The following is a 16,852-nucleotide window of genomic DNA, read 5'->3' on the forward strand; positions in this document are numbered from 1 at the left end:
CGAGGAGGAGACCGACCATGCCCACGCACCCGCACCCCCTCGCCACGATGGCGCCACGCGCCGCCGGCGCGTTGACCCTGGCGGCGCTGGCCGCGCTGCTGCCGGCGGCCCCGGTCCGTGGCGCGCCCGCGCCCGCCGCGGCGCCGGCCACGTCCACGGGCGCCACGCCGGCCCGGGCCGCGGCCGCCGGCGGTGCCGCGCCATCCGGCGCCCCGATGTGCACCCGCGTGGAGACCGCGCCGATGGTGACGGTGCCGGTGGGCAAGTCCACGGTGCTGCGCCCCGCGCAGCCGGTCGCGCGCATCCTGCTCGGCAACCCGGAGAACGCCCGCGCCGCCCGGCCCGTCGAGACCAATGCGAAGAAGGACGAGGCCAGCGCCAAGGCCGGCGCGGCCGCACAGGACACGCGCCCCGGCGTCGGCGAGGTCGACGTGCTGCTGCTTGCCCCCACCGAGATCTACCTGCTGGGCAAGGCGATCGGCTCGACCAACGTGGTCATGCTGGACCGCGCCGGCACCTGCACCGCCTTCGACGTCGTCGTGGGCATGGACACCGCCGCGCTGCAGGGCGTGCTGCAGCAGCTGCTGCCGGCGGAGCGCAACCTGCGCGTCAGCGCCGCCTTCGACTCCATCGTGCTGTCGGGCGAGGTGTCGGACAGCGAGGCGGTGACCCGCGCGGTGGACCTGGCCACCGCCTTCGTGCGCGGCGACGGCAAGGGCGGCGGCGCGCGCGTGGTCAACATGCTGCAGGTCGGCGCGCCGCAGCAGGTGATGCTGGAGGTCAAGGTCGCGGAGATCTCCAAGTCGCTGCTGGACGCCTTCGGCATCGACTTCGCGCGCGCCTACGCGCCGGGCGACGGCTCGATGGTGCGCTTCCTGGGCGGCATCTTCGGCGGCTCGGCCGGCCTGCTGGGGCAGATCACCGGCACCGGCCCCAGCGGCGTGCCCTACAGCTCGGTGGACGCGGTGGTCGGCGGACGGGTGCCGCTGCCCTCGATCAGCGGCGGCAACGTCACCGTCACCTACGACGCCTTCGGCCGTCCGACCTACACCACCACCTACGGCACCGTGCCCGGCCGCAGCGCCACCAGCGCGACGCTGAACATGCAGAAGACCGACGGCCTGGTGAAGGTGCTGGCCGAGCCGACGGTGATGGCCATCAGCGGCCAGACCGGCAGCTTCCTGGCCGGCGGCAAGATCCTGATCCCCGTGGTGCAGAACAACGGCGTGGGCGGCAGCACCGTCACGCTGGAGGAAAAGGAATTCGGCGTCTCGGTGAAGTTCACGCCGACGGTGCTGGGCGGCGGCCGCATCCACCTGCGCGTGCGGCCGGAGGTGTCCGAGCTCAACGCCTCCGGCGTGCAGATCAGCGCCGGCGCGCTGAACTCGGTGCTGCCCTCCTTCACCTCGCGTAAAGCCGAGACCACGGTCCAGCTGCTCGACGGCCAGAGCTTCGCCATCGGCGGCCTGATCAAGAACAACACGACGACCAACATCAAGGCCTTCCCCTTCCTGGGCGAGCTGCCGGTGGTGGGCGCGCTGTTCCGCAGCACGCAGTTCCAGACCGACCGCTCGGAGCTGGTCTTCGTCATCACGCCGCGGCTGGTGCAGCCGCTGCCGCCGGACTACAAGCTGCCCACCGACGGCTACACGCCGCCCACGCGCGGCGAGCTGATCCTGCAGGGGCGCCTGGAAGGACAGGCCCCGGCCGACAGCCCTGCCGCCACCACGGCCGCCAACCCGGCCGCCAACCCGGTCGCGACTTCGGCGATGACCCCGGCCTCCCCCGCCAGGCCCGCGCCGGCGCGCGGCGGCTTCGACAAGGAGCAACAGCCATGACCCGCCCCGTCCTCCCCCGTCCGCACCGTGTCATCGCCGCCACCGCCGCGGCCTCGACCGCCGCCGCCCGCCGGCGGGTGCGCCGCGCCCGCGCGCTGGACCGCGCCGCCACCGGCGCCGGGCCTCTCGCGGCGCTGACGCTGTCGGTCGCCTCCGTCGCCTCGCTGGTCTTCCTGATCGCGACTGCGCTGCTGAGCGGCTGCGCCGCGACGACGACGCCGGCCTACGACCGGCAGTTCGGCGACGCCACCCGCGCGCTGATGGCGCAGCAGGTCCTCGACCCCGGCGCGCCGTCGCGGCACGCCGCCAAGGGCACCCGGGTCGACGGCCGGCTCACCCGCGAAGCGGGCGTGCGCCTGGTCGACAGCTACAAGGCGCCGCCACCGAGCAACGTCATCAACATCGGCGTCGGCGCGGGCGCGACGGATCGCTGAGGGCCTCCGTCCGCGCCCATCACCGAGCCGCACCGAGCCTCATCGACACCCATCGAGCACCGCCGAGAGCCACGCGATCCACCGCCCCCCGGAGCATCACCATGACCGCGCCCGCCTCCTTCGCCCCACGCCTCCTGCCGGCTCCGGCGGCGCGCCGTGCCGGCGCCGCCGCGCGGCACCGCGGACAGCGCCAGCACGGCCGTCGCGCCCAGCGCGGCGCGGTGGCCATCGTGGTGGCGCTGCTGCTGGCGGTGATGGTGGGTTTCCTGGGCCTGGCGATCGACGGCGGGCGCCTGTACCTGGCCAAGACGGAGCTGCAGAACACCGCCGACGCCTGCGCGCTCGCGGCGAGCTACGAGCTGATCGGCGCGCCCGCCATCCCCGCCGACGCCTTCCCCCGCGCCGAGGCGGCGGGCCGCACGATCGCGCGGCAGAACCGCGTCGGCTTCCAGGGCTCGGGCGTGGTCGACGGCGACGTGGTCGTGGCCTTCGGCAGCTCGCTGGCCGCCGGCAGCCTGTGGAGCGCCGCCGGCGCGGCGGCGCCCGCGTCCAAGTACGTGCGCTGCACGCTCAACCGCGGCGGCTTCGCGCCCTACTTCATGCAGGTGATGGGCTTCGGCGCGCAGTCGGTCGCCGCGATCGCGACCGCGACGCTGACGCCGGCGCAGAGCAACTGCGCCGTGCCGCTGGGCGTGTGCCGCGCGGGCTCGGCCGGCGCCGGCGCGTCGCCCCCCTTCGGCCTGGTGCCCGGCACCTGGGTCAGCGGCCGCTTCAAGGACGGCGGCGGCAACTGGAACTGGATCGACTTCAGCCCGCCCAGCGGCGGCGAGAGCGAACTGGCGGCGCTGCTGACCGGCAACGGCATGTGCTCGCTCAACGTCACCGCGCCGGTGGGCGCGCCGGGCAACATGGGCAACGCCGCCGCCAAGGCCTGGAACACCCGCTTCGGGCTGTACCAGGGGTCCAGCAACGTCACCAACGCGCCGCCGGACTTCACCGGCTACGCCTACACGACGACCAACTGGCCCGCCGGCGCCAACGCGCGCCTGGACTTCCTGAGCCGCCGCGGCGCGCATGCGCCCTACGGCAGCAGCGTCGCCGCCGGCAACGCGGAGACCGGGCTGGCGATCAGCAACGCCTACAACCCGACCACCACCGTGGCGCAGCACACGCAGTACGGTGCCGACCGCCGGCTGGTGGTGGCGCCCATCATCGACTGCGCCTCGCTGACCGGTGGCACGCACACGACCACCGTGCTGGGCTGGGGCTGCATGCTGATGCTGCAGCCGATCGACAACCCGAACGACACGCTGAAGATGGAGTACGTCGGCCTGTCGAGCGCCACCGGCAGCCCCTGCGCCTCCTCCGGCGTGGCCGGCGATTCCGCCAGCATCGGACCGATGGTCCCGGCGCTGGTGCAGTGAGACCGACATGTCCGCCGCCCGCCCCGCCCGCCTGCTTCCCTCGACGGCCGTGCCGGCGCGACGCACCGTGTGCAGGGTGCGCGGCGCATGCGGCGTCGCCGCGGTCGAGCTCGCGCTGCTGATGTCGCCCCTGCTGCTGCTGGTCTTCGGCGCCAGCGAGCTGGGCCGCGCGGTGTTCAGCTACAACATGCTGGACAAGTCGGTGCGCGACGCCGCGCGCCACCTGTCGCAGCACGGCCCCGGCGACGCGACCATCGCCACCGAGGCACGCTGCCTGGCCGTCTACGGCACCACCGACTGCAGCGGCAGCGCGCTCGCGCCCGGCCTGACGACCGGCATGGTGACGATCTGCGACGCCACGCTGTGCCCGTCCACGCACGCCAACCAGCTGACCGGCAGCGGCACCGTCAACCTGGTCACGGCCAGCATCCAGGACTATCCCTACCGGTCGGTGGTGCGCTTCGTCGTCCCCGACATGAACTTCAACACCATCGCGGTGACGATGAGGGCCCAGCTATGAACCCCGCTTCCCGCACCCCGTCGACCGCCATGCCGCGCGCCATGGCGGTGGCCTTCGCACGCCGGCGCCAGCGCGGCGCGGCGGCGGTCGAGTTCGCGCTGGTCTGCGGCCTGCTGAGCACGCTGGTGCTGGGCGTGATCGAGATGGGCCGGCTGCTGTGGACCTGGAACGCGGCCGTCGAGGCCACGCGCTACGGCGCGCGCCTGGCCGTGGTCTGCGACATGAACGACAGCCACATCAAGACCCGCATGATCTCGCGGCTGCCGACGCTGACCACCGCCAACATCCGCGTGACCTACCTGAACCCGCCGGCCGCGGCCAACACCTGCACGCCGGCGGACTGCAAGGCGGTGCAGGTCGCGCTGACCGGCTATTCGCACCGCGCCATGATCCCCTTCGTGCCGATGACCCTGACCTTGCCGGCGTTCGCGACCACGCTGCGCAAGGAGTACATGAACAGCGCCGCCAACGAGGTGTGCCAGTGAAAGTCAAGATCGTCACGCCCGACACGGCCCACGCCTTCGCCTGGACCGAGGCGCTGCGCGCGGAACCGGCCTTCGCGGTGGCCGCGCTGGAGCGGCCGCTGCGCGAGGTCAACGCCATCGTCAATGGCAGCCGGCCGGACCTGCTGCTGGCCGAGAGCGGCAGCGCCGAGGACTTCCTCGCGCTGGAGCGGCTGGCCATGGCGCATCCGGAGGTGGACGTGGTGCTGGTGGCGCCCGAGCTCTCGCCCGACTTCCTGATGCGCGCGATGCGCGCCGGCGTGCGCGAGGTGCTGCCCGCGCCGGCTTCCGGCGACGCGGTGCTGGCCGCGCTGCGGCGGCTGCAGCGCAAGCGCGGCGCCGGCGCCGCCGCGGCCGCCGCGCCGCCCCGCCATGGCGAGCTGCTCGCGCTGGTGTCCTGCAAGGGCGGCAGCGGCGCGACCTTCGTCGCGGCCAACCTGGCCCACCTGCTGGCCGCCGGCGGCCGGCGGCGCGTGGCGCTGATCGACATGAACCTGCAGTTCGGCGACGCCGCGCTCTTCCTGGGCAACCAGACCCCGCCCAGCCACGTCGCCGACGTGGCGCGCAACATCGGCCGCCTGGACGCGGACCTGCTGCAGTCGGCGATGACCGAGGCCGGCCCCGGCCTGTGGGTGCTGGCGGCGCCGGAGGATCCGGCGCACGCCGCCGACGTCACGCCCGCGCAGGTGCAGGCCATCCTGCGCCAGGCGCGCGAAGGCTTCGATTTCGTCGTCGTGGACGTGGGGCGCTCGCTCAGCGCGGCGACGCTGGCGGTACTGGACGAGGCCGACCGGCTCTTCGCGGTGCTGCAGCTGACGCTGCCCTTCATCCGCGACGGCAAGCGGCTGCGCGAGGTGTTCCGCTCGCTGGACTATCCGGCCGACAAGGTCCGCTGGATCGTCAACCGCTACCAGAAGGACAGCCAGTTCAGCCTCGACGACCTGTGCCGCACGCTGGCGGTCGACGCGCCGATCACGCTGCCCAACCATTACGAGGCCGTCGCCGCGGCGGTCAACCAGGGCGTGCCGGTCGACACCATCGCGCCGGCCAGCAGCATCGCGCGGGCCCTGCGCGAGCTGGCCGCCGGCGTCGCGCCCGAGGCGCCGGTGCCGCAGCGGCGCTGGCTGTCGGGCCTGTTCCGGGGAGCATCCGCATGAAGGACATGACCATGACGCTGCGCGAGCGGCTGGGGGCCGCGGTGCCGGGTTTCGTGCCCGCCGACGGCGCGCCCGAGGACATCGCCGGCGCGCCCACGCAGGCCTACCAGGCGACCAAGTTCCGCATCCACCAGCTGCTGCTGGGCCGCCTGGACCTGGAGGCGATGGACGGCCTGGGCGCGGACGCGCTGCGCGACGAACTGCGGCAGATGGTGGAGCGGCTGCTGTTCGAGGAGAACCTGGTCCTCAACGCCGCCGAGCGCCGCGCGCTGGTGCGCGACATCCAGTACGAGATGCTGGGCTTCGGCCCGATCGAGCCGCTGCTGGCCGATCCGACGGTGTCGGACATCCTCGTCAACACGCATGCGCAGGTCTACGTCGAGCGACGCGGCCGGCTGGAGCTCACCGACGTGCGCTTCGCCGACGACGACCACCTGCTCAAGATCATCGACAAGATCGTGTCGCGCATCGGCCGGCGCGTGGACGAAGCCAGCCCGATGGTGGACGCTCGGCTGCCCGACGGCTCGCGCGTCAACGCGATCATTCCGCCGCTGGCCATCGACGGGCCCATCCTCTCGATCCGGCGCTTCGCCGCGGTGCCGCTGAAGGCGGAGAACCTGATCGAGTTCAAGTCCATGTCGGCCGAGATGGCGCGTTTCCTGGCGGCGCTGTCGCAGGCGCGGGCCAACATCCTGATCTCGGGCGGCACGGGCTCGGGCAAGACGACGCTGCTCAACATCCTCAGCGGCGCGATCCCGCACAGCGAGCGCATCGTGACCATCGAGGACGCCGCCGAGCTGCAGCTGCAGCAACCGCACGTGGTGCGGCTGGAGACGCGCCCGCCCAACATCGAGGGCCGCGGCGAGGTGGCGCAGCGCGCGCTGGTGCGCAACGCGCTGCGCATGCGCCCGGACCGGATCATCCTGGGCGAGACGCGCGGCGCCGAGGCGCTGGACATGCTGCAGGCGATGAACACCGGCCACGAGGGCTCGATGACGACGGTGCATGCCAACACGCCGCGCGACGCGCTGGCGCGGCTCGAAAGCATGATCGCGATGGCCGGCGTGGACCTGCCGGCCAAGGCGGCGCGGGCGCAGATCGCCTCGGCCATCGGCGTGATCGTGCAGGCCAACCGCCTGTCCGACGGCACCCGCAAGCTGACCAGCATCCAGGAGGTCACCGGCATGGAGGGCGACACCGTCACCTTGCAGGAGATCTTCTCGTTCAAGCAGACCGGCGTGGCGTCCAACGGCGCGGTGCAGGGCTACTTCAGCGCCACCGGCGTGCGCCCGCGCTGCTGGGACCGGCTCTGCGCGCGCGGGGTCGACCTGCCGCAGACGCTGTTCACGCCGATGCGGGTCGAGGTCTGAGGACCGAGGGAGCGCCACCATGGACGTCAGCCTGATCCTGTTCGCCGGTGTCGCCTTCCTGGCGGTGCTGCTCGCCCTGGAAGGGATCTACATCCTCTGGGCCTCGCGCCACAGCGCCGAGGCGCGGCGCATCGCCGCGCGGCTGGCGGCGCTCGGCGGCGAGGCTGCAGCGGGCACGACCAGCATCGAGCGCGCGCAGGCGCCGGAGCGGCTGCCGCGGCTCAACGCGCTGATCGCCCGCACGCAGCCGGGTCGCCGGCTGCGCCGCCTGGCCGGCGCGGCGGCGGTGACGGCCTCGGTGGCGGAGTTGATGCTGCTGTCCGCGGCGCTGGCGGCCTGCGGGCTGATGGTGCCGCCGCTGCTGGGCAAGCCGATGGCGCTGGGCCTGGGGCTGGCGATCGCGCTGGGCGCCCTGCCCTGGTGGCGCGTGGCCTCGCGCGCGTCCGACCGCGTCGCGCGCATCGAGCGCCAGTTCCCCGAGGCCCTGGACCTGATGGGCCGCGCGATGCGCGCCGGCCATGCGTTCCCGTCGGCGATCCGCATGGTGGCCGACGAAATGCCCGCGCCGCTGGGCCGCGACTTCCGGCTGCTGTTCGACGAGATCAACTACGGCGTGCCGGTCAACGACGCGCTCGCGCGCCTGGCCGAGCGCGTGCCCATCGCCGACGTCAGCTACTTCGTCGTGGCGGTGATGATCCAGCGCGAGTCGGGCGGCAACCTGGCCGAGCTGCTCGACAAGATCGCCGCGCTGGTGCGCGACCGGCTGCGGCTGCTCGGCGAGATCCGCACGCTGTCGGCCGAGGGGCGGCTGTCGGCGCTGATCCTGACGGCGCTGCCCTTCGGCGTCGGGCTGGTCGTCAACCTGGTGAATCCGGAGTTCATGGCCGTGCTGTGGAACGACCCGCTGGGGCTGCGCATGGTGGCGGTGGCGCTGGCGATGATGGCGCTGGGCATCTTCTGGATGCGCCGGATCATCAGGATCCGCGTCTGACGCGGCCACGCACGAACGAAGCAGGGAGACCGACGATGTCCGCGATGCAATGGATGATGCTGGGGCTGGTCTTCATCGTCGTCGTGACGGCGGTGCTGGGCGTGGGCGCGCTGCTCAGGCCCGATCCGGCGCGGCAGCGGCTGCGCGCGCTGGAGGGCGGGCCGGCCGCGAAAGGGCCTTCGGGCGAGCGCTTCCTGCAGGTGGTCGCCGACCTGACCCGACCGATCGGCAAGCTGTCGATGCCCGAGGAAGGCTTCGAGAAATCCAGCATCCGGCTGCGCTTCGTGCACGCCGGCATCCGCAGCCCGATCGCCGCCTCGGCCTTCTTCGGCCTGAAGACGCTGCTGACGCTGGGCCTGCCGCTGGCGGGCTTCGCGGCCCTGTCCACCGGCGGCGACATGCCGCGCGGCGCGGCGCTGATGCTGGTGCTGCTGGTGCTGGCCTGCGTCGGTTACTACGGCCCGAACCTGGTGCTGGGGCACCTGGTGACGGCCCGCCAGCGCGAGATCTTCGAGGCCTTCCCCGACGCGCTGGACCTGATGACCGTCTGCATGGAGGCGGGCCTGGGCACCGAGGCCGCGATGATGCGCGTGGCCGATGACCTGCAGCTCAAGAGCCCGGCGCTGGCCGACGAGCTGCGGCTGGTCAACCTCGAGTTGCGCGCGGGCGCGGACCGCGAACGGGCGCTGCGCAACCTGGCCATCCGCACCGGCGTCGAGGAGGTGGACGGCTTCGTCACGATGATCAGCCAGGCCGAGCGCTTCGGCACCAGCATCGCCGCCTCGCTGCGCATCCACGCCGAGATGCTGCGCACGCGCCGCCGCCAGCGCGCCGAGGAGGCGGCCGCCAAGATCGCGCTGAAGCTGCTGTTCCCGCTGATCTTCTGCATCTTCCCGTCGCTGATGGTCGTGCTGATGGGACCGGCCATGATCCAGATCTACCGTGTGCTGCTGCCGACGATGGCCGGCGGCTGAGGAGGCGTCATGCGTGTGCAAAGCCGATTTCCGTCGCCCGCGTCCGCCCTGCCCGCCCCGGCGTCCGAGCGCCCTCGCGCCGCGCCCTCCCGCAGCGGCGCCCCAGTCGTCGATGTCGAACTCGACCTGGATCCCTCGCCCAGCCGCGGCGCGGCGCCGGCGGCGCTGCCGCCTCGCACGCGGCCAGGGCGCGGGCGCGCTGCCGGCCTGCGCCGGGCGGTCGCGCTCGGCCAGGCGGCGTCGGCACTGACGCTGGCGGGCTGCGCGCTGTGGCCGCCCGCGGCGCCGCCGCGCGCCTACCAGGTCGCGCCGGTCTACCGCGTCGACGACACGCCGCAGGCGGTCCAGGCCTACCTCGCGGCCGGCCGCTACTTCGAAGGCTCGCGCGACTGGCCGCGCGCGGCGCAGTCCTATCGCAAGGCGACGGAACGCGACGCGTCGTCGGAGGCGGCGTGGGACGGGCTGGGCCGCACGCTGGCGTCGGCGGGCCGGCTCGACGAGGCCGAGGCCGCGCTGCGCCAGGCGGTCGCGCTCGCGCCGCGGCGGGCCCGGGCGCACAACAACCTCGCCTACGTGCTGCTCCTGAAGGACCAGCCGGCGCCGGCGCTCGCGGCGCTCGACGAGGCCCTCGCCCTCGATCCCGCACACGCGATGGCGCGCGCGAACCGCGACGAGGCGATGACGCGGCTCGCCGCCACGCGGCCGGAGACGACGACGACGACGGCAACGGCAACGGCAACGGCAACGGCAACGGCGATCGTCATGTCGCCGCCGCCCGCGCTCGATACCGCGCCGATTCCCGCGCTCGACACGGCGCCGATTCCCGCGACCCGCCTTCCGACGACCGAGCTCGCCACGATCGCGGCGGCGGCTTCGCTCGGCGAGGCGCTCTCGCCGCCCGGCGGGTGCGCGCCCCCGAAGCGGCTCGAAGTCAGCAACGGCATGGGCGCGACCGGCATGGCGGCGCGGGTGGAAGGCTGGCTCTCGCAGCGCGGGCTGCCGCGCGCACGCCTGACCAACCAGCCCGCCTACGACGTGGTCCGCACCCGCGTGGATTACGCCGCCGGCCAGGCCGCGGCCGCGCGCTGCGTGGCGCTGGCCCTGCCGGCGGGTGTGACGACGGCGTTGAGCGAACGCGCCGGCCTGCGCGGCGATGTCCGCCTCGTGGTCGGCCGGGACTGGCCGGCGCGGCTGGTGGAAGGCGCGGAGACCCACGCCGGCCTCTGACCTCCGGGGCCACGCCGGCGGCGGAGGCCCACTGCCGCAAGCCGGATGCGCTCAGGGATGCGCTCCGGATGCACGCCGGATGCGCTCCGGATGCGCGCCGGATGTGCGCCGGATGTGCACCGGATGTGCCGCCCCGGGGACCTACACTTCGAGCCCATGCAGATCCCTCCCGCGGCCATCGCCGCCGCGCCGGCGCCTTCCGCGCTGGCCACCTCCCCGCTCGCGCTGACCGCGGCCTTCGTCGCCGCGGTGATCGTCTCCTTCCTGGTCAAGCTCTGGCTGTCCTCGCGCCAGATGCGCCACGTCGCGCGCCACCGCGGCGCGGTACCGGCCGCCTTCGTCGGCACCGTGCCGCTGTCCGCGCACCAGAAGGCCGCCGACTACACCGTCGCGCGCGGCCGCTTCGGCACGCTGCACCTGGCCTGGGACACCGCGCTGCTGATCGGCTGGACACTGCTGGGCGGCCTGGACCTGCTCAACCAGTGGGCCCTGTCCTGGCGCCAGGAACTCGGCCCGATGGGCTACCAGCTCGCACTGCTGGCGGTGTTCGGGCTGTTGTCCGGGCTGCTCGACCTGCCCTGGTCGCTCTACAACACCTTCCGGCTGGAGGAACGCTTCGGCTTCAACCGCACGACGCTGCGGCTGTTCATCGTCGACGGGCTCAAGGGCCTGGCGGTGGGTGCGCTGCTCGGGCTGCCGATCGCGGCGCTGATCCTGTGGCTGATGGCGCAGGCCGGCAGCCTGTGGTGGCTATGGGCCTGGGGCGCCTGGATGGGCTTCAACCTGCTGATGCTGGTGATCTATCCCACCGTCATCGCGCCGCTGTTCAACAAGTTCCAGCCGCTGGAGGACGCCGCGCTGCGCGAGCGCGTCCAGACGCTGATGCAGCGCTGCGGCTTCGCGGCCAAGGGGCTGTTCGTGATGGATGGCAGCCGGCGCTCGGCGCACGGCAACGCCTACTTCACCGGCCTGGGCGCCGCCAAGCGGGTGGTGTTCTTCGACACCCTGCTCGAGCGGCTCGATCCGCCCGAGGTCGAGGCGGTGCTCGCGCACGAGCTGGGCCACTTCAAGCGCCGCCACGTGCCGCAGCGCATGGCGCTGATGTTCGCGCTCAGCCTGGCCGGCTTCGCGCTGCTGGGCTGGCTCAGCACGCAGGCGGGCTTCTACCTCGGCCTGGGCGTGCGTCCCAGCCTGGACGCGCCCAACGACGCGCTCGCGCTGCTCCTGATCATGCTGGCGCTGCCGCCGTTCACCTTCTTCCTGACGCCGCTGATGTCGCTGTGGTCGCGGCGGCACGAGTTCGAGGCCGACGCCTATGCCTGCGCCCAGGCCAGCGGCGCCGACCTGTCGCAGGCGCTGCTCAAGCTGCACGAGGACAACGCCGGCACGCTGACGCCGGACCCCCTGTTCGCGCGCTTCTACTACTCGCATCCGCCGGCCAGCGAGCGGCTGGCGGCGATCGCGTCGCTGTCGGGCGCACCGGCCGCGCCGGCGGGACAGGTCGCATGAGCAAGGCGCCGCAGACCGGGCTGGTGGTGCGCGGGCACGGCCGCCATTACGTCGTCGAGGACCAGGACGGGCAGCGCATCCACTGCCTGACCCGCGGCAAGAAGAGCGATTGCGTCGTCGGCGACCGCGTGCGCTGGATGCGCAGCAGCGAGCACGAGGGCGTGATCGAGAAGGTCGAGCCGCGGCGCAACCTGTTGTTCCGCCAGGACGAGTGGAAGACCAAGAGCTTCGCCGCCAACCTGGACCGGCTGCTGATCCTGGTGGCGGTCGAGCCGCAGTTCTCCGAATCGCAGCTCACCCGCGCGCTGATCGCGGCGCAGAGCGCCGGCATCGCCGCCGACATCGTGCTCAACAAGACCGACCTGCCCGGCGCCCCGGCCGCGCGCGAGCGGCTCGCGCCTTACAAGGCCATGGGCCAGCGGGTGCTGGAGCTCAGCCTGAAGGGCCGCCCGGACGAGTCGCGCGAGGTGCTGCTGCCGTTGCTGCACGGCCAGGCGACGCTGGTGCTGGGGCCCAGCGGCACCGGCAAGAGCACGCTGATCAACCTGCTGGTGCCCGATGCGCAGGCGCAGGTGGGCGAGATCTCGCAGGCGTTGAATTCGGGTCGCCACACGACGACCACGACGCAGTGGTACTGGATGGACGCGGGGCGCGAGGACGCGCTGATCGATTCACCGGGCTTTCAGGAATTCGGCCTGCGCCAGATCGCCGCGCCGGAGCTGGCGAGCTACATGCCCGATTTCAAGCCCTATCTGGGCGAGTGCCGCTTCCACAACTGCAGCCATCGGCATGAGCCCGGCTGCGCGGTGCTGACGGCGGTCGAGGCGGGGGCGATCAGCCCCTCGCGTTACCGCATCTACGACGAGCTCTGGGACGAACTCAGCGCGCCGCCCAAGTATTGAGCGCTGCGGCGATGGTCAGCGCTCCAGGCGCGGATCGCTGTGAGGGACTTCGCGGACCTCGGCGTCGATGACCTCGCCTTGCGGCGCGCGGCCGGTACCCGCCATGCCCCCGGGCATCCCGCCGGGAAACGGTCCGCGTCCACCGCGGAATGCCTGCGCGCGGAACTGCGCCGCGCGCTGGAACGCCGCCGTGTGCAGCGTCGGTCGGCGGCCGCGGATCAGGCTCCACAGCAGCACCCCGCCGAAAATCACCAGCCCGGCGGCCAGCACCACCAGGAAGAGCACCAGGGAGGCCACCGCCAGCACGAGGCGGGCGGCGATGGAGAAGAGCGTGGAGAGAGCGTTCATCGGTCGTTCAGTTCGGGGCGGTCGGGCCCGGATTCAAGCCCGGATTCAAGGCCCGGACGCGGGCGGTCAGCCGCGGCCAATGTAGGGCATCTTGGTCGCCATCACCGTCAGGAAAGGCACGTTGGCCGACAGCGGCAATCCCGCCATGTACAGCACGGCGCTGGCGGCATGGCCGACATCCATCACCGGCTCCACCATCGTGCCGCCATGCGCCTGCGGCACGCCCTGCTTGAAGCGCTCGGTCAGGTCGGTCTCGGCATTGCCGATGTCGATCTGGCCGGCCGCGATGTCATGCCGGCGGCCGTCCAGCGCCAGCGTCTTGGTCAGGCCGGTGATCGCATGCTTGGTCGAGGTGTAGGCGATCGAGCCCGGCCGCGGCGCATGCGCCGAGATCGACCCGTTGTTGACGATGCGCCCGCCGCGGGGCGACTGCCGCTTCATCAGGCCGAAGGCCGCGCGGGCGCAGAGGAAGCTGCCGGTCAGGTTGACGTCGACGACGGCCCGCCAGGTCTCGAGGCTCAGTTCGTCGATGTCCGACGCCGGCGCGCCGCGCCCGGCGTTGTTGAACAGGAAGTCGAGCCGGCCCCAGCGGCGTTCGATCGCGTCGAAGGCGGCGTTCACCTGGGCCTCGTCGGCGACATCGGCGGGCAGCACCAGCGCGCGTTCCGGCGCGAGCGCCGCGGTCTCGCGCAGCATCGCCTCGCGACGCCCCAGCAGCGCGACCTGCCAGCCAGCCTGCATCAAGGCCTGCGCCGCGGCGCGGCCGATGCCGGAGCCGGCGCCGGTCACCGCGGCGAAGCGGGTCTGGAGGGGCGAGGCCGCCGCGAGCGGGACGACCTCGGGCGAGGGCGTCACGTGGGCAGCGACGGGATCGAGGGCGGCGTGGGCAGAGTCCATCCCCGCATCATAGGGAGCGAGGGGGACACCGGCAGCCGCGCGGGGGATATGCCCGCGCGATCCACGCCCGACGCGTTCATCGGCGCCGGCCAGGACAGGCGGATGCCGGAGGCCGGATCCAGCTCGACGGCCGCGTCGGCGACGCGCCGCGCCAGGAAGCTCGCCAGGCCGCTCATCGCGACGCCACCTGTTCGCCGTCCAGGCCGGTGTCGGCGCGGCGGCCGGTCACCACCACCGTGGGCAGCGTCTGGACTTCGCCGGCGGCGCGCAGCGCGGCCAGCGTCGGCGCGGACTTGCCGTTGATGACCACCGTCGGCAGGCGCTCCGGCTGGCCGGCGCGGCTGGGCAGCGCCATCAGCAGGCCGGCGGCGATGCCGGCCCCGATCCCGATCAGCGCGGCAAGGCGCTTGAGCGTCGCGAAACGGTCGTGGCAGCGAATGGTGTTCATCTCTTCCTCCAGGGGCCGCGGGGTTGTTCTTGCGGCATGGGGCGAACTGTCGCAGGGGTTTACCCCTAGCAAAAGTCTGCTGCGACCAACACGTTGTTGCTAGCGACGAACTGCGGCGGAGCGCGATGAACGGCGCCCGCGATCCGGGTTTACCCGAAACGGTGAGGGCCCCTTCCGGGGCCCTCGACAGGGGGAGTCCCGGCCCGCCTTCAGGCGGGTCCGGCAGGTCAGGCGGGCACCAGTCCCCGCCCCTTGAGCATCGGCTCAACCCGCGCATCGCGGCCGCGGAAGGCCCGGTAGGTCGCGCCGGGCTCGCGGCTGTTGCCCACCGACAGGATGTTGTCCAGCAGCGACCGGGCGACCGACCGGTCGAACGGATCGCCCGCCTCGACGAAGGCCTCGAAGGCATCGCAGTCCAGTACTTCCGCCCACAGGTAGACGTAATAGCCGGAGGCGTAATAGCTGCCCGAGAACAGGTGCTGGAAATGCGTCAGCCGGTGATTCATCCCGACCGCCGGCGGCAGGCCCAGGCGCTCCAGTGTCTCGCGCTCGAAGGCGACCGGGTCCGGCGCCTCGGCCTCTTCCCGCGCGTGGATGGCCAGGTCCACCAGCGCCGACGCGCAATAGCGCACCGTCTCGTAGCCCTGGTTGAAGGTCGCGGCGGCCTTGAGCCGCGCCAGCAGCGGATCGGGCAGCGGCTCGCCGGTGCGGTGATGGCGCGCGTGCTGCTTCAGCACCGCCGGCTCGGCCATCCAGTGCTCCATCAGCTGCGAGGGCAGCTCGACGAAGTCGCGCAGCACCTGCGTGCCGGACAGGCGCTCGAACTCGACGTCCGACAGCAGCCCGTGCAGACCATGGCCGAACTCGTGGAACAGCGTGCGCACGTCGTCGAAGGACAGCAGCGTCGGCTCGCCCGGCGCGCCCTTGGCGAAGTTGTTGTTGTTCAGGATGATCGGCAGCGCGTCGATGCCGTTGCGCGCCTGCCAGCGCAGCGCGTTCATCCAGGCCCCGCTGCGCTTGGTCGGACGCGCGAAGTTGTCCTGGATGAAGACGCCGCGCAGGCGGCCATCCTCGCCCCGGACCTCGTGGACCTTCACGTCCGGGTGATAACCGGCGACCTGCGGCTGCTCGACGAAACGCAGGCCGTAAAGGCGCTCGGCGCAGTCGAACATCGCGCGCACCATCGCGTCCAGCGGGAAGTAGGGCTTGACCTCCGCCTCGTCGAGCTGGAAGCGCTGCTGCCGCACCTTCTCGGCGTACCAGCGCCAGTCCCAGGCCTCGATGCTCAGGTCGTGGCCGAGCTGCTCGCGCACCTCGTCGAGCATCGCCCGCTCGCGCGCGGCGGCCGCCTTGGCCGGCTCCCAGACCTGGTCCAGCAGCGCCTGCACCGCCGACTGGCGGCCGGCCATGGTGTCGGCCAGCGCGTAGTCGGCGAAGCTGCGATGGCCGTGCAGCGTGGCCTGCTCGTGCCGCAGCGCGAGCAGCTCCCGCACCAGCGCGCGGTTGTCGGTCTCGCCGGTCGCATCGCCGCGGCCGACCCAGGCGCGCCAGGCCTGCTCGCGCAGGTCGCGCCGCTCGCTGAAGGTCAGGAAGGGCACGATCAGCGAGCGCGACAGCGTCACCACGTGCACGCCCTCCTCCACCTGCCCGCGGTCCAGCGCCGCCTGGCGCGCGGCGGCGCGGACGAAGTCCGGCAGGCCGGCCAGGTCGCGTTCGCCGCGCAGCACCAGCTGGTAGCCGCTCTCGTCGGCCAGCACGTTCTGCGCGAAGCGGGTGTTGAGTTCCGCCTGCCGCTCCATGTTGGCGGCGTAGCGCTCGCGGTCCGCGCCCTGCAGCCGGGCGCCGGCGCGGACGAAGTCCAGGTGCACGCGCTCCAGCAGCCGCCGCTGCTCCGGCGTGAGCCCGAGCGCGGCGCGCTGTTCATGCAGCGCCTCGACGCGGGCGAACAGCGCGGCGTTCAGGTAGATCGCGTTGGTGTGCGCGGCCAGCGGCGCGGCCATGCGCCGCTGCACCGCCTGCAGCTCGGGCGAACTCGCCGACGCGCTCAGCGTCGAGAACAGGTGCTCCAGCGCGGTCAACGCGCGCCCGGCACGATCGAGCGCGGCGAGCGTGTTCTCGAAGGTCGGGGCCGCCGGCTGCGACGCGATCGCGTCGAGCTCGGCGCGGTGCGCGGCCAGCGCCGCGTCGAAGGCCGGTTCGAAATGCCCGGCCTCGATCGCCTCGAACGGCGGCAGCCCGTAGGGGCCGGTCCAGGCGGACAGCAGCGGATTGGCAGCAGGGGCGGCGCTCATCGTGTCTCCAGGGGCCATC

17 protein-coding genes are annotated in these 16,852 nt (G+C 73.0%); 12 read left to right on the forward strand and 5 right to left on the reverse strand.

The annotated features are described in order from the left end of the window. Positions 1-17 precede the first annotated feature (17 nt). From FHT38_RS13415 to rsgA, 12 genes are all read left to right on the forward strand, one after another. Positions 18-1,838, forward strand: coding sequence for a type II and III secretion system protein family protein (locus tag FHT38_RS13415; protein ID WP_255488681.1), 1,821 nt, complete (start codon positions 18-20; stop codon positions 1,836-1,838). Beyond that, positions 1,835-2,272, forward strand: a complete 438-nt coding sequence (locus tag FHT38_RS13420; protein WP_255488682.1) for a hypothetical protein — start codon at positions 1,835-1,837, stop codon at positions 2,270-2,272. The genes FHT38_RS13415 and FHT38_RS13420 overlap by 4 nt, the downstream gene beginning before the upstream one ends. 101 nt (positions 2,273-2,373) lie before the next feature. After that, entirely contained in the window at positions 2,374-3,696 is a 1,323-nt protein-coding gene (locus tag FHT38_RS13425) for a pilus assembly protein TadG-related protein (protein ID WP_183492074.1), read from the forward strand. 7 nt (positions 3,697-3,703) lie between these two features. Continuing rightward, positions 3,704-4,216 (forward strand): TadE/TadG family type IV pilus assembly protein, encoded by a 513-nt coding sequence (locus tag FHT38_RS13430; protein WP_183492075.1) that lies wholly within the window; start codon positions 3,704-3,706, stop codon positions 4,214-4,216. After that, positions 4,213-4,701 carry a TadE family protein gene (locus FHT38_RS13435; protein ID WP_254783561.1) on the forward strand — a complete coding sequence of 163 codons (489 nt, stop codon included), beginning with the start codon at positions 4,213-4,215 and terminating at the stop codon, positions 4,699-4,701. The genes FHT38_RS13430 and FHT38_RS13435 overlap by 4 nt, the downstream gene beginning before the upstream one ends. Then, positions 4,698-5,876: an AAA family ATPase gene (locus tag FHT38_RS13440; protein WP_091733055.1), complete on the forward strand. Its 1,179-nt coding sequence runs from the start codon at positions 4,698-4,700 to the stop codon at positions 5,874-5,876. The genes FHT38_RS13435 and FHT38_RS13440 overlap by 4 nt, the downstream gene beginning before the upstream one ends. Then, positions 5,873-7,246, forward strand: coding sequence for a CpaF family protein (locus FHT38_RS13445; RefSeq protein WP_255488683.1), 1,374 nt, complete (start codon positions 5,873-5,875; stop codon positions 7,244-7,246). Before FHT38_RS13440 ends, FHT38_RS13445 begins: the two co-directional genes overlap by 4 nt. Before the next feature lie 19 nt (positions 7,247-7,265). Then, positions 7,266-8,237: a type II secretion system F family protein gene (locus FHT38_RS13450; protein ID WP_183480478.1), complete on the forward strand. Its 972-nt coding sequence runs from the start codon at positions 7,266-7,268 to the stop codon at positions 8,235-8,237. Positions 8,238-8,272: 35 nt separating this feature from the next. Beyond that, on the forward strand, positions 8,273-9,211 hold the full coding sequence (locus FHT38_RS13455) for a type II secretion system F family protein (protein ID WP_091733049.1): 939 nt from the start codon (positions 8,273-8,275) through the stop codon (positions 9,209-9,211). 9 nt (positions 9,212-9,220) lie between these two features. Then, positions 9,221-10,438 (forward strand): LytR C-terminal domain-containing protein, encoded by a 1,218-nt coding sequence (locus tag FHT38_RS13460; RefSeq protein WP_183492076.1) that lies wholly within the window; start codon positions 9,221-9,223, stop codon positions 10,436-10,438. Positions 10,439-10,594: 156 nt separating this feature from the next. Next, positions 10,595-11,947 carry a M48 family metallopeptidase gene (locus FHT38_RS13465; protein WP_183492077.1) on the forward strand — a complete coding sequence of 451 codons (1,353 nt, stop codon included), beginning with the start codon at positions 10,595-10,597 and terminating at the stop codon, positions 11,945-11,947. After that, positions 11,944-12,849 carry a ribosome small subunit-dependent GTPase A gene (rsgA, locus tag FHT38_RS13470; protein WP_183492078.1) on the forward strand — a complete coding sequence of 302 codons (906 nt, stop codon included), beginning with the start codon at positions 11,944-11,946 and terminating at the stop codon, positions 12,847-12,849. The genes FHT38_RS13465 and rsgA overlap by 4 nt, the downstream gene beginning before the upstream one ends. A 15-nt stretch (positions 12,850-12,864) precedes the next feature. On the opposite strand, the gene FHT38_RS13475 is transcribed toward rsgA, so the two are convergent. The 5 genes from FHT38_RS13475 to FHT38_RS13495 form a co-directional block, all read right to left on the reverse strand. After that, positions 12,865-13,197, reverse strand: coding sequence for a hypothetical protein (locus tag FHT38_RS13475; protein ID WP_183492079.1), 333 nt, complete (start codon positions 13,195-13,197; stop codon positions 12,865-12,867). A gap of 66 nt (positions 13,198-13,263) precedes the next feature. Continuing rightward, positions 13,264-14,094: an SDR family oxidoreductase gene (locus FHT38_RS13480; RefSeq protein WP_091733029.1), complete on the reverse strand. Its 831-nt coding sequence runs from the start codon at positions 14,092-14,094 to the stop codon at positions 13,264-13,266. Beyond that, positions 14,049-14,270, reverse strand: a complete 222-nt coding sequence (locus FHT38_RS13485) for a hypothetical protein (protein ID WP_183492080.1) — start codon at positions 14,268-14,270, stop codon at positions 14,049-14,051. Before FHT38_RS13485 ends, FHT38_RS13480 begins: the two co-directional genes overlap by 46 nt. Continuing rightward, on the reverse strand, positions 14,267-14,542 hold the full coding sequence (locus FHT38_RS13490) for a hypothetical protein (protein ID WP_183480490.1): 276 nt from the start codon (positions 14,540-14,542) through the stop codon (positions 14,267-14,269). Before FHT38_RS13490 ends, FHT38_RS13485 begins: the two co-directional genes overlap by 4 nt. Positions 14,543-14,769: 227 nt before the next feature. After that, positions 14,770-16,833: a M3 family metallopeptidase gene (locus FHT38_RS13495; RefSeq protein ID WP_183492081.1), complete on the reverse strand. Its 2,064-nt coding sequence runs from the start codon at positions 16,831-16,833 to the stop codon at positions 14,770-14,772. Positions 16,834-16,852 lie beyond the last annotated feature (19 nt).

The organism is Mitsuaria sp. BK041 (assembly GCF_014193085.1).
Classification (GTDB): domain Bacteria; phylum Pseudomonadota; class Gammaproteobacteria; order Burkholderiales; family Burkholderiaceae_C; genus Roseateles.

Bases quoted from the DNA above. Each gene is read 5' to 3' on its own strand.
- FHT38_RS13425 (WP_183492074.1), top strand. From the start codon at position 2,374: ATGACCGCGCCCGCCTCCTTCGCCCCACGCCTCCTGCCGGCTCCGGCG.
- FHT38_RS13495 (WP_183492081.1), bottom strand. From the start codon at position 16,833: ATGAGCGCCGCCCCTGCTGCCAATCCGCTGCTGTCCGCCTGGACCGGC.
- FHT38_RS13445 (WP_255488683.1), top strand. From the start codon at position 5,873: ATGAAGGACATGACCATGACGCTGCGCGAGCGGCTGGGGGCCGCGGTG.
- FHT38_RS13475 (WP_183492079.1), bottom strand. From the start codon at position 13,197: ATGAACGCTCTCTCCACGCTCTTCTCCATCGCCGCCCGCCTCGTGCTG.
- FHT38_RS13460 (WP_183492076.1), top strand. From the start codon at position 9,221: ATGCGTGTGCAAAGCCGATTTCCGTCGCCCGCGTCCGCCCTGCCCGCC.
- FHT38_RS13430 (WP_183492075.1), top strand. From the start codon at position 3,704: ATGTCCGCCGCCCGCCCCGCCCGCCTGCTTCCCTCGACGGCCGTGCCG.
- rsgA (WP_183492078.1), top strand. From the start codon at position 11,944: ATGAGCAAGGCGCCGCAGACCGGGCTGGTGGTGCGCGGGCACGGCCGC.
- FHT38_RS13455 (WP_091733049.1), top strand. From the start codon at position 8,273: ATGTCCGCGATGCAATGGATGATGCTGGGGCTGGTCTTCATCGTCGTC.
- FHT38_RS13465 (WP_183492077.1), top strand. From the start codon at position 10,595: ATGCAGATCCCTCCCGCGGCCATCGCCGCCGCGCCGGCGCCTTCCGCG.
- FHT38_RS13450 (WP_183480478.1), top strand. From the start codon at position 7,266: ATGGACGTCAGCCTGATCCTGTTCGCCGGTGTCGCCTTCCTGGCGGTG.
- FHT38_RS13480 (WP_091733029.1), bottom strand. From the start codon at position 14,094: ATGGACTCTGCCCACGCCGCCCTCGATCCCGTCGCTGCCCACGTGACG.
- FHT38_RS13435 (WP_254783561.1), top strand. From the start codon at position 4,213: ATGAACCCCGCTTCCCGCACCCCGTCGACCGCCATGCCGCGCGCCATG.
- FHT38_RS13485 (WP_183492080.1), bottom strand. From the start codon at position 14,270: ATGAGCGGCCTGGCGAGCTTCCTGGCGCGGCGCGTCGCCGACGCGGCC.
- FHT38_RS13415 (WP_255488681.1), top strand. From the start codon at position 18: ATGCCCACGCACCCGCACCCCCTCGCCACGATGGCGCCACGCGCCGCC.
- FHT38_RS13420 (WP_255488682.1), top strand. From the start codon at position 1,835: ATGACCCGCCCCGTCCTCCCCCGTCCGCACCGTGTCATCGCCGCCACC.
- FHT38_RS13490 (WP_183480490.1), bottom strand. From the start codon at position 14,542: ATGAACACCATTCGCTGCCACGACCGTTTCGCGACGCTCAAGCGCCTT.